This window comes from Polynucleobacter asymbioticus QLW-P1DMWA-1 (assembly GCF_000016345.1).
GTDB lineage: Bacteria > Pseudomonadota > Gammaproteobacteria > Burkholderiales > Burkholderiaceae > Polynucleobacter > Polynucleobacter asymbioticus.
This window is the reverse complement of record NC_009379.1, coordinates 646,035-663,051: the sequence shown is the minus strand read 5'-3', so window position 1 is coordinate 663,051 and position 17,017 is coordinate 646,035. Positions and strand designations below refer to the sequence as shown.

At 46.6% G+C, this 17,017-nt stretch carries 15 protein-coding genes; 5 read left to right on the top strand and 10 right to left on the bottom strand.

The window, feature by feature from the left end:
• Positions 1 to 75 precede the first annotated feature (75 nt).
• The 6 genes from PNUC_RS03485 to PNUC_RS03460 form a co-directional block, all read right to left on the bottom strand.
• On the bottom strand, positions 76 to 1,083 hold the full coding sequence (locus PNUC_RS03485; RefSeq protein ID WP_011902512.1) for a class 1 fructose-bisphosphatase: 1,008 nt from the start codon (positions 1,081 to 1,083) through the stop codon (positions 76 to 78).
• Positions 1,084 to 1,164: 81 nt separating this feature from the next.
• The gene (pepN, locus tag PNUC_RS03480) at positions 1,165 to 3,774 is read right to left on the bottom strand and encodes an aminopeptidase N (RefSeq protein ID WP_011902511.1); all 2,610 of its coding nucleotides are present in this window, start codon (positions 3,772 to 3,774) and stop codon (positions 1,165 to 1,167) included.
• A gap of 45 nt (positions 3,775 to 3,819) precedes the next feature.
• On the bottom strand, positions 3,820 to 4,395 hold the full coding sequence (locus PNUC_RS03475; RefSeq protein ID WP_011902510.1) for a TMEM165/GDT1 family protein: 576 nt from the start codon (positions 4,393 to 4,395) through the stop codon (positions 3,820 to 3,822).
• A gap of 100 nt (positions 4,396 to 4,495) precedes the next feature.
• Complete coding sequence (gene ald / locus PNUC_RS03470; RefSeq protein WP_011902509.1) at positions 4,496 to 5,614, bottom strand: alanine dehydrogenase; 1,119 nt, start codon at positions 5,612 to 5,614, stop codon at positions 4,496 to 4,498.
• Positions 5,615 to 5,626: 12 nt separating this feature from the next.
• Positions 5,627 to 7,006 carry an amino acid permease gene (locus PNUC_RS03465; RefSeq protein WP_011902508.1) on the bottom strand — a complete coding sequence of 460 codons (1,380 nt, stop codon included), beginning with the start codon at positions 7,004 to 7,006 and terminating at the stop codon, positions 5,627 to 5,629.
• Positions 7,007 to 7,241: 235 nt separating this feature from the next.
• Entirely contained in the window at positions 7,242 to 8,021 is a 780-nt protein-coding gene (locus tag PNUC_RS03460; protein ID WP_011902507.1) for a tRNA threonylcarbamoyladenosine dehydratase, read from the bottom strand.
• A 22-nt stretch (positions 8,022 to 8,043) separates the two neighbouring features.
• Between PNUC_RS03460 and pdxH the strand changes: the two genes are divergently transcribed.
• Positions 8,044 to 8,679 carry a pyridoxamine 5'-phosphate oxidase gene (gene pdxH / locus PNUC_RS03455; RefSeq protein ID WP_011902506.1) on the top strand — a complete coding sequence of 212 codons (636 nt, stop codon included), beginning with the start codon at positions 8,044 to 8,046 and terminating at the stop codon, positions 8,677 to 8,679.
• A 12-nt stretch (positions 8,680 to 8,691) separates the two neighbouring features.
• Here the strand turns inward: pdxH and msrA are convergent, their stop codons facing one another.
• A complete protein-coding gene (gene msrA / locus PNUC_RS03450; protein ID WP_011902505.1) occupies positions 8,692 to 9,264 on the bottom strand; it encodes a peptide-methionine (S)-S-oxide reductase MsrA in 573 nt (190 codons plus the stop codon).
• A gap of 49 nt (positions 9,265 to 9,313) precedes the next feature.
• Between msrA and PNUC_RS03445 the strand changes: the two genes are divergently transcribed.
• The gene (locus PNUC_RS03445) at positions 9,314 to 10,711 is read left to right on the top strand and encodes a coniferyl aldehyde dehydrogenase (RefSeq protein ID WP_011902504.1); all 1,398 of its coding nucleotides are present in this window, start codon (positions 9,314 to 9,316) and stop codon (positions 10,709 to 10,711) included.
• An 18-nt stretch (positions 10,712 to 10,729) separates the two neighbouring features.
• Here PNUC_RS03445 and leuE read toward each other — a convergent pair whose 3' ends face one another.
• Positions 10,730 to 11,539: a leucine efflux protein LeuE gene (leuE, locus tag PNUC_RS03440; RefSeq protein WP_161485571.1), complete on the bottom strand. Its 810-nt coding sequence runs from the start codon at positions 11,537 to 11,539 to the stop codon at positions 10,730 to 10,732.
• A 113-nt stretch (positions 11,540 to 11,652) separates the two neighbouring features.
• On the opposite strand from leuE, the gene PNUC_RS03435 reads away from it, so the two are divergent.
• On the top strand, positions 11,653 to 13,155 hold the full coding sequence (locus PNUC_RS03435) for a DEAD/DEAH box helicase (protein WP_011902502.1): 1,503 nt from the start codon (positions 11,653 to 11,655) through the stop codon (positions 13,153 to 13,155).
• Positions 13,156 to 13,157: 2 nt separating this feature from the next.
• Entirely contained in the window at positions 13,158 to 13,733 is a 576-nt protein-coding gene (locus PNUC_RS03430) for a chorismate--pyruvate lyase family protein (protein ID WP_011902501.1), read from the top strand.
• Here the strand turns inward: PNUC_RS03430 and PNUC_RS03425 are convergent.
• Positions 13,726 to 14,550, bottom strand: a complete 825-nt coding sequence (locus PNUC_RS03425) for a uroporphyrinogen-III synthase (protein WP_011902500.1) — start codon at positions 14,548 to 14,550, stop codon at positions 13,726 to 13,728. The genes PNUC_RS03430 and PNUC_RS03425 overlap by 8 nt on opposite strands.
• 23 nt (positions 14,551 to 14,573) lie before the next feature.
• A complete protein-coding gene (gene hemC / locus PNUC_RS03420) occupies positions 14,574 to 15,539 on the bottom strand; it encodes a hydroxymethylbilane synthase (RefSeq protein WP_048812222.1) in 966 nt (321 codons plus the stop codon).
• A gap of 55 nt (positions 15,540 to 15,594) precedes the next feature.
• Here hemC and argH point away from each other — a divergent pair, with 55 nt between their 5' ends.
• Positions 15,595 to 17,013: an argininosuccinate lyase gene (gene argH, locus PNUC_RS03415; protein ID WP_011902498.1), complete on the top strand. Its 1,419-nt coding sequence runs from the start codon at positions 15,595 to 15,597 to the stop codon at positions 17,011 to 17,013.
• The last annotated feature ends 4 nt before the right edge of the window (positions 17,014 to 17,017 follow it).

The window sequence follows — 17,017 nt, the reverse complement described above, 5'->3', positions numbered from 1 at the left end:
CGTTTCCAGCCTAGACAAAAATACTTCCCGTTAAAGAAAAACCCCAATCAGTGATTGGGGTTTTTGCTTTGAAGACTATGCCAATGATGAGTGATAGTGCTGTAGACGATCAATCTCTTCTTTGGAGCCGAGCATGACAGAAACGCGCTCATGCAAGTCCGTTGGCTGTAAATCCATAATCAATTGTGTGCCATTAGTTGAAGCGCCTCCAGCCTGCTCCACTAAGAAGCTCATAGGATTGGCTTCATACATCAAGCGCAGCTTTCCGGGTTTATGCGGCTCACGTTGATCCCATGGATACATAAAGACACCGCCGCGAGAAAGCACGCGATGCACATCTGCCACCATGGAAGCAATCCAACGCATATTGAAATCTTTTTCACGTGCGCCACCCACTCCAGCTAAACATTCCTCTACATACCGTTTTACTGGATCAGCCCAATGACGCATGTTTGACATATTGATCGCGAACTCTTTAGTGGAATGCGCAATAGTGACAGCATCTTTAATTAATAAGAACTCACCAGTCACTTTATTTAGAGTGAACATCACAACGCCATCACCCAATGTCAATGCCATCGTGGTTTGTGGGCCGTAGACCACATAGCCTGCAGCCACTTGGTGACGTCCTGACAATAAAAAGTCTGCTGTCTGCAATGGTGCTTGAGGATCTTGTTTTTTTAGGATAGAAAAAATCGTGCCAATGGAAACATTGACATCAATATTAGATGAACCATCCAATGGATCAAATAACAAGAGATAGTCACCGGTACCTTGCACTGGAACTGGTAGCTCCATCTCTTCAGAGGCCAGTCCAGCAAGCGATTTACATCCCTGCACACCCTCGATTAATAAATCATTAGCAATGATGTCTAGCTTCTGCTGAACTTCACCTTGAACATTACCGGTACCAGCAGATCCTAATAAACCGATTAAGGCGCCTTGCGCCACTTCATGACTCAAGGTGGAGCAAGTTTGCGTCACAGCAATCAGGAGCTCTTGAAGGCCTGCAGGTGCAGCTTCACCCTGAGGTTTAACTGCAGCCAAATATTGCTTGAAATTGGTATGGGTACTAGAAGACAAAACGATTACTCCGTTGAATTTACTCAATATCGATTAAAAATAAGCCTCTATTTTGCCCTGTTATCCCAAAACCCTGGAATCTCAATTACCCAAAGCCTTGCCAATCACCTCTCTGACGTCGGGAGACAAGGTTTGACAAGCTGCAACCTGCTCTAGAGCGGCTTTCATCTTGCTTTGGTAGGGCTCAGCAAATAAACGCCAGCGATCCAAAGCTCTGGCAAGACGAGCGGCTACCTGCGGGTTGATCGCATCTAAGGCTAATACGCTCTCCACCCAAAACGCATAACCACTGCCGTCGGGCTGATGAAAGCTCGCTGGATTATTGGCGCAGAAAGCATGAATAACACTACGGGCACGATTTGGATTATTTAACTTAAAGGCTGGATGTTCGCGTAAATGCTTTACATCACTTAAAGTCAATTCCAAGCCCTCTACTGGTGGCCGACTAGATTGCAATGCAAACCATTTATCGATTACCAAAGCATCATTCGCAAAGCGATTAAAGAAGTCTGCAAGACATTCGTTTGCTTCTTTTGCACCATGAATCACGAGTGCTGACAAAGCTGCATAGCGATCTGTCATATTGTCAGCAGTTTGATACTGGTTCACTGCCATTGGCGCCCAAGTTTTAGGATCCGCCTCCAAAAGCATGCTCAAGGCGAGATTTTTCAGTGCACGCTTTCCGGCACTGACTGCATCTGGCTTAAACGGTCCTGGTGTTTGGTTTTGCTGATACAGGGCAGCCCACTCCAACTGCAATTGCTTAGCGATCTCCTTACGAAAAGCGCGGCGAGCAGTAAAGATTTGTTGTGGGTCTACGCTTTTACATTGCTCATACAAATAGGTTTCTGCCGGCAAGGTTAATGCCAACTCTTTAAAGGCAGGATCTAACTGGGGATCCATCAAGAGAGTGCGATATGCCTCAATGAGTTTTGCATCGGGCAAGCGGTTACCCAATATCATTTGCATGGCCAACTTTTGACCCGCTTCCCAGCGGCTAAAAGGATCATCATCGCCCGAGAACAAGGTCAATAGATCTGCTTCACTCTGGTCAAATTCGAGCTGAATGGGGGCAGAAAAATCACGGTTAATCGAAAGCACTGGCCGTTCAGAAATATTATCAAAGGTCCAAGACTGCTCAGGCTCTGTTAATTCAAGCAATTTCTCAACTTGCTCATTGCCAGAAGTAATCAAACGTATCTTCAATGGAATATGAAAAGGTTTTTTATCAGGCTGGCCTGGGCTTGGAGCACAGGATTGGCTTAATGTGAGTTGATATTGTTTTTTAGTAGCGTCGTAATGCTCTTGCACCTTCACACGCGGGGTGCCAGCTTGGCTATACCAATTTTTAAATTGAGTAAGGTCTCGATGATTGGCATCGGCCATTGCTGCAAGAAAGTCATCGCAGGTTACCGCTTGACCATCGTGGCGTTTGAAATATAGGTCCATACCCTTGCGGAAACCTTCCCGCCCCAGGAGGGTTTGATACATACGAACAACCTCGGAACCCTTTTCATAAACCGTTACGGTATAAAAGTTATTAATTTCTTGATATTCATCCGGGCGGATCGGATGGGCCATTGGACCCGCATCCTCAGGAAATTGCATTTGACGCAGCAATCTAACATCTTCGATGCGCTTAACCGCCCGTCCAGACTCGCTGCCCATTTGATCAGCAGAAAACTCTTGGTCCCTAAATACGGTTAACCCTTCTTTGAGGGATAGTTGAAACCAGTCTTGGCAAGTGACTCGATTACCCGTCCAGTTATGGAAGTATTCATGGGCAACGACACTTTCAATATTGGCAAAATCAGCATCAGTTGCAGTCTCAGGTTGAGCAAGAACAAACTTGGTATTAAAAACATTTAATCCCTTGTTCTCCATTGCACCCATATTGAAATCACTCACGGCCACAATCATGAAACGCTCTAAATCCAACTCCAAACCAAAGCGCTTCTCATCCCAGTGAATCGAAGCAATTAAAGAATCCATCGCATGACGAGTTTTCTTCAAGTCATGAGGCTCAACCCAAATTTGCAGTAGCTTCTTAGCGCCGCTACTAGTGGTAATGGTTTCTTCTATACACTCTAATTTACCGGCGACTAATGCGAATAAGTAAGAAGGCTTTGGAAATGGGTCTTCCCAAGTAGCGCTATGCCAACCGTTCGGCAGCTTTTCTGTTTTCAACAAATTACCATTCGATAGAAGAACTGGGCACTGCGCTTCTCGCGCCTGAAGAGTCACGCGATAACGCGCCATGACATCTGGACGATCTAAAAAGTAGGTAATCTTTCTGAATCCTTCTGCCTCACATTGCGTAAAAAAGTTTCCATTAGAAACATACAAACCCATTAAGGTAGTATTTTTCTCAGGAACACAAATAGAAATAATTTCCAAGATGAATGGGTCTTTACCTTCATTTGGTAAGGAATGGATCGAGAGGGTTTCAGGAGTGAGTTCAAAATGGCGATGTGCATCACCATTGATTCGCAAACTCACAAACTCTAAATCTTGACCTACCAATACCAATGGCGCACCAGCGACAAAGCCTTTGCCTGGCAATACATCGATACGACTTTTAACTATCGTTCGCGCCGGATCTAGAGCAATATCCAGTTCTACTTGGTCAAAGGTATATACAGGGGGACGATATTCGAGCCGACGAAAGCTCTGTGGCAGATCAGTTTTCATGGGTCTATTTTAAGTCTTAGGCCCATCTCCTGCTTTAGGCTGAAATCAGCTCCACGTTAGGGTAGCTATACCAATCGCAATAAAGGTAACAGCAGCCACTGCATGCACCCATTTAATGGGCATCCGCTTGGTAAATTTTTGACCGACCCAGACTGCTGGGGCATTAGCTAACATCATCCCCAATGTGGTGCCAACAGTTACGGAGAATACATCCGAGTATTTTGCACCCAAGGCAATAGTAGCGATTTGGGTTTTATCTCCCATCTCCGCCAAGAAAAACAACACTACCGTCAGAAAAAATACCTGGAGCGCCTGATCAGCTACCTTTGAATCGGCAGCATCATCAATGTGGTCTGGTACCAGTAGCCATAGACCAATACCCAGAAAGCTTCCGCCTAATATCCAACGCATTGCATCAGGCGATACCAAGGTAGTCAGCCAATGTCCAAGTAGCGCAGCACATGCATGATTAGCAATGGTGGCAATAAAAATGCCGCAGATAATGGCCAACGCCTGCTTTGGATAGCGCGCAGCCAACATGAGTGACAGAAGTTGGGTTTTATCACCCATCTCCGCTAAAGCAACTACTCCAGCGGAGAGGGTTAAGGCAGAAAAATCCATGGGTAGCTAGGTCTTTGGTAAGTACGGCAAATTTATACGGTATCTCCGTAGTGTAATTCCCCTCACCTATTAAAACGACTAACCCAATGGATTCAAAGCACTATGCCACCAATAGCTCCTCTGCTATCGAAAACTCCAGGCCCTGAGCTTGTGCTACTGGCTTGGAAGTCAAAACGCCTTTATGCACGTTTAAGCCATTTCGCAGGTGATGGTCGATTGACAAGGCTTTCATCACCCCTCGATTCGCTAAAGCCTCAACAAATGGGAATGTGGCATTAGTCAAAGCAAAGGTTGAGGTTCGTGCAACAGCGCCAGGCATATTGGCAACACAGTAATGCAAAACCCCGTCTACTAAAAATGTGGGGTCCGCATGCGTGGTAGGTTTGGAAGTTTCAAAACAGCCGCCTTGATCAATCGCAACATCGACAATCACAGCGCCAGATTTCATTTTCTTTACCATCTCTCGTGTCACCAATTTAGGAGCGGCTCCACCGGGTAACAATACAGCTCCGATCACCACATCAGCCTCACATACCTCCTGCTCAATCAACAAATTATCGGAATAAAAAGTGCGCACCCGATTGCCGTAGAACATATCAATTTGCCGCAATCGTTCAATATCTCGATCAAAGATGCACACATCCGCTCCCATACCGACTGCCATCTGCAGAGCATTACGACCGACCACTCCTGCCCCCAGAATGACAATCTTGGCAGGCGATACCCCCGGTACTCCAGCCATTAAGACACCCAGTCCACCATTGGTTTTTTCAAGATGAGAGGCGGCAGCCTGAATCGACATACGCCCTGCTACTTCACTCATTGGTGCCAATAAGGGTAATGCGCCATTCATTGCAGTAACAGTCTCATAGGCAATGCAGGTAGCCCCGGAACGAATCAAGGCTTGGGTTTGTTTTGGATCAGGTGCTAGATGTAAATACGTAAAGAGAATTTGATCTTCACGCAACATTGCACACTCCTGCGGCTGTGGCTCCTTTACCTTCACAATCATCTCTGCTTTTTGAAAGACCTCAGCAGAACTATTGATTAGCGAAGCACCAGCCATTCGATATGATTCATCACTTAAGCCAATTTGCTCGCCTGCGCCTCTTTGCACTAAGACCGTATGGCCTTGTTTACATAGACCACTGACATTGCCAGGAGTTAAACCTACCCGGAACTCGTTATTTTTTACTTCTTGTGGAACTCCAATAATCATACTGTTCTCCAATTATTTAAACTCACGACGGTTTTTTTTGCGATGTAACCCAACGATATAAAACATCGCTAGATACACCCCTAAAAGACACGGGCCCAGAATTAAAGCTACCCGTGCATCCTCATGAAAGCCCATCAGCACCACTACAAAAACAATAAATGCCAAAGCAAACCACGAGGAATAAGGCCACCAAGGAGTGCGATAACTCAACTGAGCTACTTGATCCTTGGTTAATGAGCGTCGAAATTTCATCTGCGTAAAGAGGATGGCAATCCAGACCATCAGGCCCACAAAAGTCACTGCTGCCATGGTGTACTGAAATGCCTTATCTGGCACAAAGTAATTAAGGACAACACCAGACATACAAACAGCCACGGTCAACATCACAGCGCGATGTGGGACGCCATACTTAGATAATTTGCCAAAAGGTGCCGGCGCATAACCATTAGACGATAAGGAATAGAGAATTCGTCCGCCGCTAAAGATGCCTGCATTACAGGATGAGAGAGCCGCAGTAATCACCACAAAGTTAATCAAGCCTGCAGCTTCACGCAAACCAATGCGCTCAAACATCACTACAAAAGGACTTCCTTGCTGACCCACTTCATTCCAGGGGAAGATAGCCAAGATAACCAAAATTGCGCCCATGTAGAAAATCAAAATGCGCCATGCGAGAGAATCGATTGCCATCGGAATGGTTTTTTCTGGATTCTCCGCCTCTCCAGCAGATAGCCCGATCATTTCAATACCGACGTATGCAAACAAGACCATTTGTAACGAGAGCAACATTCCAGTAATCCCATTTGGAAAGAAACCGCCATACTGCCAAAGATTACTCAAGCCTATAGGTTGCCAATCATTAGTAAAACCAAAAAGAATGACTGACCCTCCGAGGGCGATCATGGCGACAATTGCTACTACCTTAATCAAGGCAAACCAAAACTCAAACTCGCCAAATACTTTTACAGCAATCAAGTTGATTAAACCCATCATCGCGATGGAAGAAAGCGCCCAAATCCATTGCGGTGTTTCAGGAAACCAAATGCCCATGTAAATGCCAACGGCAGTGACCTCAGCAATTCCCACTACGATCCAATATGTCCAATAACCCCAACCCACCATATATCCAGCCAAGGGGCCAACATAAGTATTAGCGTAGGCAGCAAATGAACCTGCTACAGGCTCATGCACAGCCATTTCACCGAGAGTGCGCAGCACGATAAATGCGACGATGCCAGCAAGTAGATAACCCAGAAGAATCGATGGACCTGCAATTTGAATTGCTGATGCCGAACCCAGAAATAGGCCCACGCCGATTGTTGAACCTAAGGCCATTAATCGAATGTGCCTTACTTTGAGATGACGTTTTAAGCCAGATTGTTCAGTCTGCAAAAGAGACCTCCTTTCAATTTGTCGTTGGCGGTTTACCAACGAAGCAAAGTCTAGGGAGGACTGCAGGAATGCACTAGGGCTTAAAAATACCTAAAGTAACTAAGTAAATAAAAATAAGTAGCTCTAAAAAGAAAAGTCTTTTAAATCAAGACGTGCATTGTGAAGAAATAATTTTTGACCGCAGAAGAATCAGTAATTTCCTACAGGGATTCCCCTTAAGAAATAAGGCGCTCTTTTAGAGGGTAGCCTCAAAAGATGCGGGATTGAGACCCAAACCAATCAGATTTAATATTTCAGCTGCTGCCGCCAATCCGCATGCCGCAGTAACCATCACGGTGGAGCCATAACCCGAACAGGCAAGACCTCCTGTAGATGCACCTGCTCTAGGCTCATGGGAATAAATAGCGCGAATGCCGATTTTCTTTTTGAGGTTCCTAGAAAACCCATGATCCTGCCTTAGTCCTTGGCGCACCTTAGCCAGCAACGCATCTTGCTCAGTGCGTGATAAATCATCGCAGCGCACGGATGTCGGATCAGATTTTCCACCTGCTGCTCCACACATCACTAAAGCACGTTGATGTTTTGCGGCCCATACTGCAAGAGCAATTTTGGTTTGCGCAGAATCCGTGGCATCCAAAACAAATGCATCCTGAGGAATAATGCGATCTAAGTTATCCGAATCAAGAAACTCATCATGTGTAGTGAGTAGAATTTCAGGATTGATTTGCAAAATGCGTTGGGTCATCGCCTGCACTTTAGCCATGCCATATTGACCATCGATTGCATGAATTTGGCGATTCGTATTGCTCTCAGAGATGTGATCAAAATCAACCAATACCAAATGGCCAATGCCAGTTCGAGCTAAAGCTTCAGCTGCCCAGGAACCAACACCCCCTAAACCAGCAACAACTACGGTGGCGCTTTGAAAACGCGCACGCAATTCTGGGCCGTAGAGTCTTGAAACCCCGCCAAAACGCCGATCTTCAATACTGCCTTCTATCTTGTCTTCCGCCATAGCTTCTCTTTATACTGAAAAAATGGACTCCATTGCTCAACTTCGCAAAAACTACACCTTTGGTCAGCTTTCAGAAACCGAGGTTCCTCATCATCCGTTGCCCTTGTTTCAACTGTGGTTTGATCAAGCAGTGAAAGCAGAGTGTCCTGAACCCAATTCCATGACTTTGGCAACAGCTGATAAAGCAGGCAATCCATCAGCCCGTATTGTCTTACTAAAAGGCGCAGACCAAAACGGTTTCACCTTTTTTACCAATTACGAGAGTCAAAAAGGCCAAGATCTCGCTGTTCGCCCTCAGGCTGCCCTTCTTTTTCACTGGCATGAACTAGAGCGTCAAGTTCGAATCAAGGGCCTTGTGGAGCGCGTAAGCGCTACTGAAAGCGACGAATACTTTCACTCACGCCCACCTGCTTCCAGAATTGGTGCTTGGGCCTCGCCGCAAAGTGCTGCTATCCCGAATCGCGAGTTTTTAGAAGAGGCTGAGAAACGTTTCAAGTCTGAATTTGGAGAAGCGCCTCCACGCCCTGAGCATTGGGGTGGTTATCGACTACGCCCAACTGAGATGGAGTTTTGGCAAGGTCGCCCCTCCCGTCTGCATGATCGCATCCATTACAAGCTCGATGGCAGCAATTGGAAAGTGACTCGCCTCGCACCGTAATCAAACGAAGTACTAAGCGTATTGCGGGGCAATAAGCGATTTAAATTTGGCCCTAAATTTAGCCAACTTCGGAGCTACTACAGCAGCGCAGTACCCCTGATGAGGGTGCTGCTGAAAATAATTTTGGTGATAGTCCTCAGCCGGATAAATTGTTGGCGCTGATTCGATTTGAGTAACTACAGGATCAGCGTAAATTTTGGAATCCTCAAGCTCTTGTACGACTTCATTAGCAATCTTGGCCTGCTCATCACTATGCGTATAAATCACTGAGCGATATTGGGTGCCATGATCATTGCCCTGGTAGTTCAATGTTGTTGGATTATGGATAACAAAGAAAATTTCCAATAGATCTCTGAAGGAAACCACTTTCGGGTCAAACTCGATATCCACAATTTCCGCATGGCCCGTAGCACCGGTGCAAACAGACTCATAAGAAGGATTGGGTCTAGCGCCCCCGGCATAACCAGAAACGACACTTTTAACGCCTTGAATTTGCTGGTAAACAGCTTCCAGACACCAAAAACATCCGCCACCAAGGGTGGCACGCTCTAAGGTGGGTAGGTTTTTATCGGTAATTTCATTCATGGCTTTATCCTAATGCCTTATTCCAATGCTTGCCAACTATTAATACACCATGAATCGCTTCACCATTCAGCTTGATGAAATCAAGGCGGCCTTCGCAGCCGAACCAAACCCCACCTTAGAAGTGAGGCTTGAGCGCATTGGACGAATCAGCAAGATGATCGAGGTCAATGAAGAGAAAATCTGTAAAGCACTGGTTGCCGATTTTGGTGTCCGAGATTCCATTGAAACTCGTCTTGTTGAATTTCAAAAGATTTACCAAGCTTGTGCGTACGCACGCAAGCATCTCAAAGAATGGATGAAGCCAACTCAAATAGAGACCCCCTTTTATTTGGGCGCATCCGAAGCTTGGATTGAAAGTCAATCAATTGGCGTAGTTGGCATCATAAGTCCCTGGAATTACCCAGTGAGATTGGCTCTACTTCCTGCAATCGCTGCTTTTGCTGCGGGTAACCGTGTTTGGCTAAAACCATCTGAGCGCAGTTCACGCACATCAGGTTTTTTAGCAAGCCTCATTCAAGAATATTTTCACCCGAGCGAATTTTGCGTCTCCACTGGAGGGGCTGAGGTAGCTGAACAATTTGCCGCCCTACCTTTTGCGCATCTATTTTTCACAGGCTCAGAGGCCATTGGTAAAAAAGTCATGCGCGCAGCAGCTGAGAACCTGACTCCTATTACTTTGGAGCTTGGTGGCAAATCACCAGCTGTCATTGACTCATCTGCCAAGCTGAAAGAGGTAGCTAGCTCAATAGCCTATGGCAAGCTTCTGAATAGCGGTCAAACTTGTATTGCACCAGACTACGTCCTCATTGAGCAAGAACAGCGAGATACATTTATTCAAGAGCTTCAAGCTGCAGCCCAAAAGCAATTTAGTGACCCTAAGGAGCTTACCGGTCCAATCGACGATGAGCAATTGCAGTACTGGCAACATCTAGTTAGTGACGCTATTGACCGTGGCGCAAAAGTAATCCCACTGCTGAATAATCCTTCGGCGGGCGCAAGACGATTTGAGCCAGTCGCCTTAATTGATGTGCCTCAAGAAGCCCGCGTACTTCATGAGGAATTATTTGGTCCAATATTGCCCATAGTGACTGTGGCAAATTCTTCAGCTGCCATTGAATACATCAATAACAGACCTCATCCATTGGCGCTTTATTGGTTTGGTAAAGATAAAAAGAATTTGAAACAGGTGCTTGAGCAAACACGCTCTGGCGGAGTAACCATCAATGACGTATTCCTGCATGCAACTCTAGAGTCTTTGCCATTTGGTGGGGTTGGCTCTAGCGGCATGGGCAGATATCACGGCAAAGCAGGATTTGATAACTTCAGCTACCAAAAATCGATTCTGGAAGTCCGTGGCCTCTTGGGAACAAACCTACTAAAAGGCACTAAGCCAGCACATCCTCCCTACACCAAAAGGACTGAGCGTCTTTTAAAGCGACTGAAGTAAGGCTGAAGTAACTAAGAACTAAGCGAGCGCTAGTCGCAGGGCAAACCCAATAAAGAGTAATCCAGCGACTATCCACAGACCCGCAGCCAAACGCTGGTGTCTCTGAAAGTAGGTGAGGCAATATTGGCCAACACATATAAGAGTGCCGAGATAAGCCATACTCATTAGCTGCAAAACGATCGCTAGATAGAAAAAAGTATGTAAGGGGTACTCAAAATCTGGTCTGATAAATTGCGAGAAAAATGCAATAAAAAAGAAAATTGCCTTGGGATTAGTCAGCGATAAAACGAGTGCAGCAGCTAGTGGATGCAGAAGCATGATGCGCACCTGCAATACATTGATGTTTGCAGAATCAGCTTTAGAGTTCCAGCGCTGCCACCCGCTTCTCACCAAGCCAATTCCTATCCACCCTAAATAGGCTGCTCCCATAAGGCGCACCACATTAAAAGCGATTGGCGATGAAATCAGCAGAGATACTGCGCCCAACACTACTGCACCCATCAACACCGAATCTCCAATGAATATTCCCAATGCACCCCACGCGCCATAGCGCCACCCTTTTAAGGTGGTGATAGTGAGAACATAAAGCGAGTTTGGCCCTGGAAAAAGAATCGTGATGAGTGTGCCCAACAAATAGGTTGGGAAATCAATGATTCCAGCGTTTGTAGGTGATAAGAGGTTTAATGTGAACCATTCCATTGCTACATGATAATTAAAGTCGGGAAAACCCTTGTAATCTCGGTCGTAATCTGCCATACTGAGAGGCTTTTTTAAGCAATTTGATTCATCGCCCCCCAGCTCTATTTCAGCGATTAGTTTAGAAGTCATAAACACAATAACGCTGCCGCTTGTCTGATGGTCGATGCCTTTGACCATCGCACCCTATAAAAAACCATGGGTGCAACATACGGAGACATCCCTTAAAGGGGATGTGTAATAGCATGACTTTTTCTAAAGAAACTAAAATCGAGTCGAAAGACTCAAAGAGCACTGGAACTGAATTCCAGAATTTCGCCCTAGCGGCATCACTCCTTAAAAACGTTGCTGAACTGGGTTTTACCCAAGCCACTTCCGTGCAAGCTCAGGTTATTCCTGCGGCCTTAGCTGGTGGTGATTTATTGGTCAGCAGCCAAACCGGTAGCGGTAAAACCGCAGCCTTTTTATTGCCTTTGATTAATCAACTCATCGAAGACAACCCGAACAACTCACCTGTACCAGGTCGCGCACAACCTAAAGTGTTAGTGCTCTGCCCTACTCGTGAATTGGCTCAGCAGGTTGCCGCCGATGCAGTGAACTTAGTTCGTGGCATGAAGGGTATCCGTATTGCAACTGTGATGGGTGGCATGCCTTACGGCAAGCAGATCCAAGCATTGAAAGGTGCATTGTTAGTTGTTGCAACTCCGGGTCGTTTACTCGACTTGTGCGACAGTAAAGCAATTCGCTTGGACGATGTAAAACAACTCGTTATCGACGAAGCCGATCGCATGCTCGACATGGGATTTGCTGATGATCTCGAGGCTATTGATAAGCGTTGCGCTGGTCGTAACCAAACTTTGATGTTCTCAGCAACTTTCGCGCCAAAGATTATGTCTTTAGCAAATGAGTTGACCACTGATGCAAAGCGTATTGAACTTGCTCACGCAGGCGAAAAGCACGCCAACATCGAACAGAAGTTACATTGGGCTGACAGCATGTCACACAAGCACAAATTACTTGAGCACATTTTGGCTGATGCCACTTTGGATCAAGCGGTAGTGTTTGCAAGCACTCAAGTTGAGAGCGAGAAAATCGCCGACACCTTACGTGCTAATGGCTACGAAGCAAGCGCCTTGCATGGTGCAATGCCTCAGGCTGTGCGTATGCGCCGTCTCGAGTCCTTACGTAAGGGTCATACCAAGATTTTGGTAGCAACCGACGTAGCAGCTCGTGGTATCGACGTTCCACGTATCAGTCACGTGATTAACTTTGGCTTGCCAATGAAACCAGAAGACTACACGCACCGTATTGGTCGTACTGGTCGCGCTGGTCGCAATGGTGTGGCTATCACTTTGGTCGAACATCGTGATCGCGCCAAGATTCGCAATATCGAGCGCTTTACGCAGCAAGATATCGTGGCATCAGTGATCGCTGGCCTTGAGCCACAAGCTAAACCAAGCTTTGGTGGTGGCGGTGGTCGTCCTGGTGGCCGCTCTGGTGGTGGCGGTGGCCGCTCTGGTGGTGGTCGTTCTGGTGGTGGCTATGGTTCTGGAGCTCGCTCTGAATCTCGTTTCGGTGGTGGTGGCACTGGTGGTGGAAACCGCACAGGCAATCATTTCGAGTCTCGTTCAGGTGATACACGTCCAGCACGTTCTGCTGACTCACGTCCGGCACGCCCAGCAGGTGGACCACGCTTTGCTAAACCAAAGACTGGGGGCGGTCAACGTCGTAACTTTAGCGGAAGCTAACAGTGGCTCACCGTAATCGTCTCCGTTCTGCATGGAATCGAGTCGGTTCCGGTGAAGTTCATCGGGCGCCACGCAAGTGGCAACCTTGGTTAGCAGATACCGGGTCTCTGACCCAAAAAATTGAGCAAGCCATCGGACAAAAACTGCAAGTTCAGGTTTTGCGCGATTGCCCTCAAACATTAAATAGCGACGAAAGTCGCTATTTTCATTTCAGGATTAGACGTTGCCGAGTACGTGAAGTATTGCTCTGCGCCAACGATATTCCTTTAGTTATGGCTCATAGCGTCATACCTACAGCAAGCTCTAGCGGCAGTAATCATCAAATCTTGCGACTAGGGAAGAAACCCCTGGGTGCGGTGTTATTTAATCAAACCCGCAAACACACTAAATCAAAGCCGCCAAGAGATATTGCTCGCCTAGATAAAGGCAGTGAACTCTGGAAGAGATACGCAAAAAATAATGTCGCTCTCGGTTCTCCTTTATGGGCGCGTCGCACTCTCTATCGCCTTAAAGGTCACCCCATCTTGGTGAATGAAATTTTCTTGCCCGCCTTACTAAGCTATTTAAAAACTAAATAGTGAGCCACGCTAAAGTGGTTTTAATGAGTGCCTCATCACCTGGCTCTGAAGTAAATACCTCCCCAAAACCAATCGCCTCTGCCGCATCAGCAATATTGTGATGTGGGCATAAGGCGCTCGCGCTTTCTAAACCGTAAGGGAATTGATCGCGAATGACTTCCCCTAAATAGCGCACCGCTTCTGAAGAAGTAAGCAACCAAAGCGATTTTGAAAAATCCATTTCGTGAATCACTTGCCACGCAGGATTATCAATATCTAAGGGAACCCGGGTGTAGGTGGATATGGCTTCGACTGTTGCGCCCGCTTTCTGCAGAGTATCCGCTAACCACTCTCTGCCACCATCGCCCTTAAAAATCACTACTTTTTTATGAGTCCAATCCCAATCCAGAGTTTGTAACTCTTGCCATAAACCTTCTGAATCCCAGCGCTCATTAATGCTGGGCATATATATAGAAGTTGGATAGTCCTCTTGACCGATGCCATGATTTTTTAAAGCCAAACGACTGCTTCCGCCCATCACGCCAATAGGAATGATTCGCTTGGAAAAATCCTGCCAATCCCGCTCCAGTAAACGCATCACGCTTTCAACGGCATTAGGGCTAACAAAAATAGCTAGGTCGGCATCTTGAAGCGTGCTGGCAATAGAGTCTGCGAGATGCTCGTCACTCTTGGGAACGATGGTCAATAAAGGTAAAGACACTAGTTCGGGTAGGCTACGCTTGGCTATCGCACTAGCCTCAATTACTTTTGTGAGCACTTCAATTAATTGTCGAGCTTGCCCGGTTGGTCGAGTAATGACAATAGTCTTTGTGCTCATGATGTCATGCCTACCGAGCTGTCTTACTTCGGAATATGCGGAATTAAGTCTGCTGCGCCTTGCGCCAATAAATCCTGTGCAACGGCAAGACCTAATGCTTCAGCTTCTTCAATTGTATGAACTTGCCCTACTCCATCGGCAAGACAAATCGCTTTACCATCAACGCTGGCAACAAAAGAACGAATGTTCATTTGATTGTTATCCCACACTGCGTGGGCTGCCAATGGCACTTCGCAAGAACCACCCAATTGGCGCGAGACCATACGCTCAGCAGATACTGCTAGTAAGGTTGGTAAATCATTTAATGGCGCAAGCCAATGTTTAATGCTGGGATGCTTGCTAAGCGTTTCAATACCTAACGCACCTTGTCCAGCTGCAGGGGTATATGGGTCATAAGGAAGATAAGCACGAATACGACTTTCTAAACCCAAACGTTTTAATCCGGCTGCTGCCAAAATGATGGCTTGATATTCGCCGCGATCTAACTTACCCATACGAGTATCCAAATTACCCCGCAATGGATGCACTTCTAAATGAGGAAACTTTGCTCTGAGAACGGCTTCGCGACGCAAACTTGAGGTTCCCACCACAGCCCCTTTAGGCAATTCCTCAAGGCTTGCATAGTCATTGGAGACAAAGGCATCTCGCGCATCCTCTCTAGCCATGACACATGCCAAATCAAATCCCTCTGGCATGACCATCGGCACATCTTTCAGGGAATGCACCGCTAAATGTGCGCGCCCGTCTTCTAGAGCTGTTTCCAATTCTTTTACAAATAAGCCCTTCCCTCCGACCTTAGACAGGGCTCTATCCAATATTTGGTCGCCACGGGTGGTCATACCCAGAATCTGCACATCGCACTGTGGATAGAGTGATTTAAGGCAATCTCGGACATGCTCAGCCTGCCACATGGCTAGTCGGCTCTCCCGTGAGGCTATAACTAAGCGCTCTGGGGCGGCTGGGGTGGCGTTAGATGAGGAAGAATTCAGGGTTTGGGACATAACATTTAAAATAATCAAAGACCTACACCAATATACTGTGTTTATGAGCTCATCCAAAAATTCCCTAGCCAACAAAGCCCAAGCTTGGTCGGCCCGTTTTACCGAACCCGTCGACGAACTAGTACAGCGTTATACAGCCTCTATTGGCTTTGATCAACGCTTTGCCATGGTCGATATCGCTGGCTCACTAGCTCATGCTGAAATGCTGGCCACCCAAAAAATCATTAGCGCTCAAGATTTAGCTGACATCCAAAAAGGAATGGCGCAAATTAAGAGTGAGATTGAAGCTGGTCAGTTTGAATGGCAATTGGCATTAGAGGATGTGCATCTGAATATTGAAGCGCGCCTTACTCAATTAGTTGGTGATGCTGGTAAACGTTTGCACACTGGTCGCTCACGTAATGATCAAGTTGCAACCGACTTGCGTTTGTGGCTGCGTGCTAGTGTGGATGATATTTCTGTCACACTGAAATCCCTACGCATCGCTTTACTGGATCTTGCTGAGAAGCATGCCTCCACAATCATGCCAGGTCATACCCACCTTCAGGTAGCCCAACCCATTACTTTCGGCCATCATTTGATGGCTTATTACGAAATGTTTAGTCGTGATGCCAGCCGCTTAGTAGATTTGCGTGCTCGCTTTAATCGTTTGCCTTTAGGTGCAGCGGCATTGGCTGGAACCACTTACCCAATCGATCGCGAACAAGTGGCGCGCATCTTAGGTTTTGATGGTATTTGCAACAACTCCTTAGACGCAGTATCAGACAGAGACTTTGCTATTGAGTTCTGTGCGTTTTCATCCATTTTGATGATGCATGTCTCTCGCCTCTCGGAGGAGCTAGTGCTGTGGCTCAGCCCACGCTTCGGCTTTATTGACCTTCCAGACCGCTTCTGTACTGGCAGCTCCATCATGCCGCAGAAAAAGAATCCCGATGTGCCAGAGTTGGCACGTGGAAAAACGGGTCGCGTGTATGGTGATTTGATTTCTTTATTGACGCTCATGAAGAGTCAACCGCTCGCCTATAACAAAGATAATCAAGAAGACAAAGAGCCTTTGTTTGATGCAGTAGATACTGTACAAGATACATTACGCATCTTCGCTGATATGGTTCCTCATATTGAAGTCAAAGCAGAGGTCATGAAGGCTGCTGCCGAAGAAGGATTTGCAACGGCGACTGATTTGGCTGACTACTTGGTTAAAAAAGGTTTAGCTTTCCGTGATGCGCATGAAGCTGTTGCCCATGCTGTAAAAGCATGCGTTGGTAGAAACTGCATGTTGACTGATCTCAGTCTTGCCGAGTTGCGTTTTGCATGTGGATTAGATAATCGCCCTGAACTGATGAGTGATGATGTGTTCGCCTTGCTAACGGTCGATGGTTCAGTGCAATCTCGACAGCATGCTGGTGGAACAGCGCCAGCTCAAGTCCTTGCCGCCATCAAACGAGCTCGAACCGACCTTTAATTCT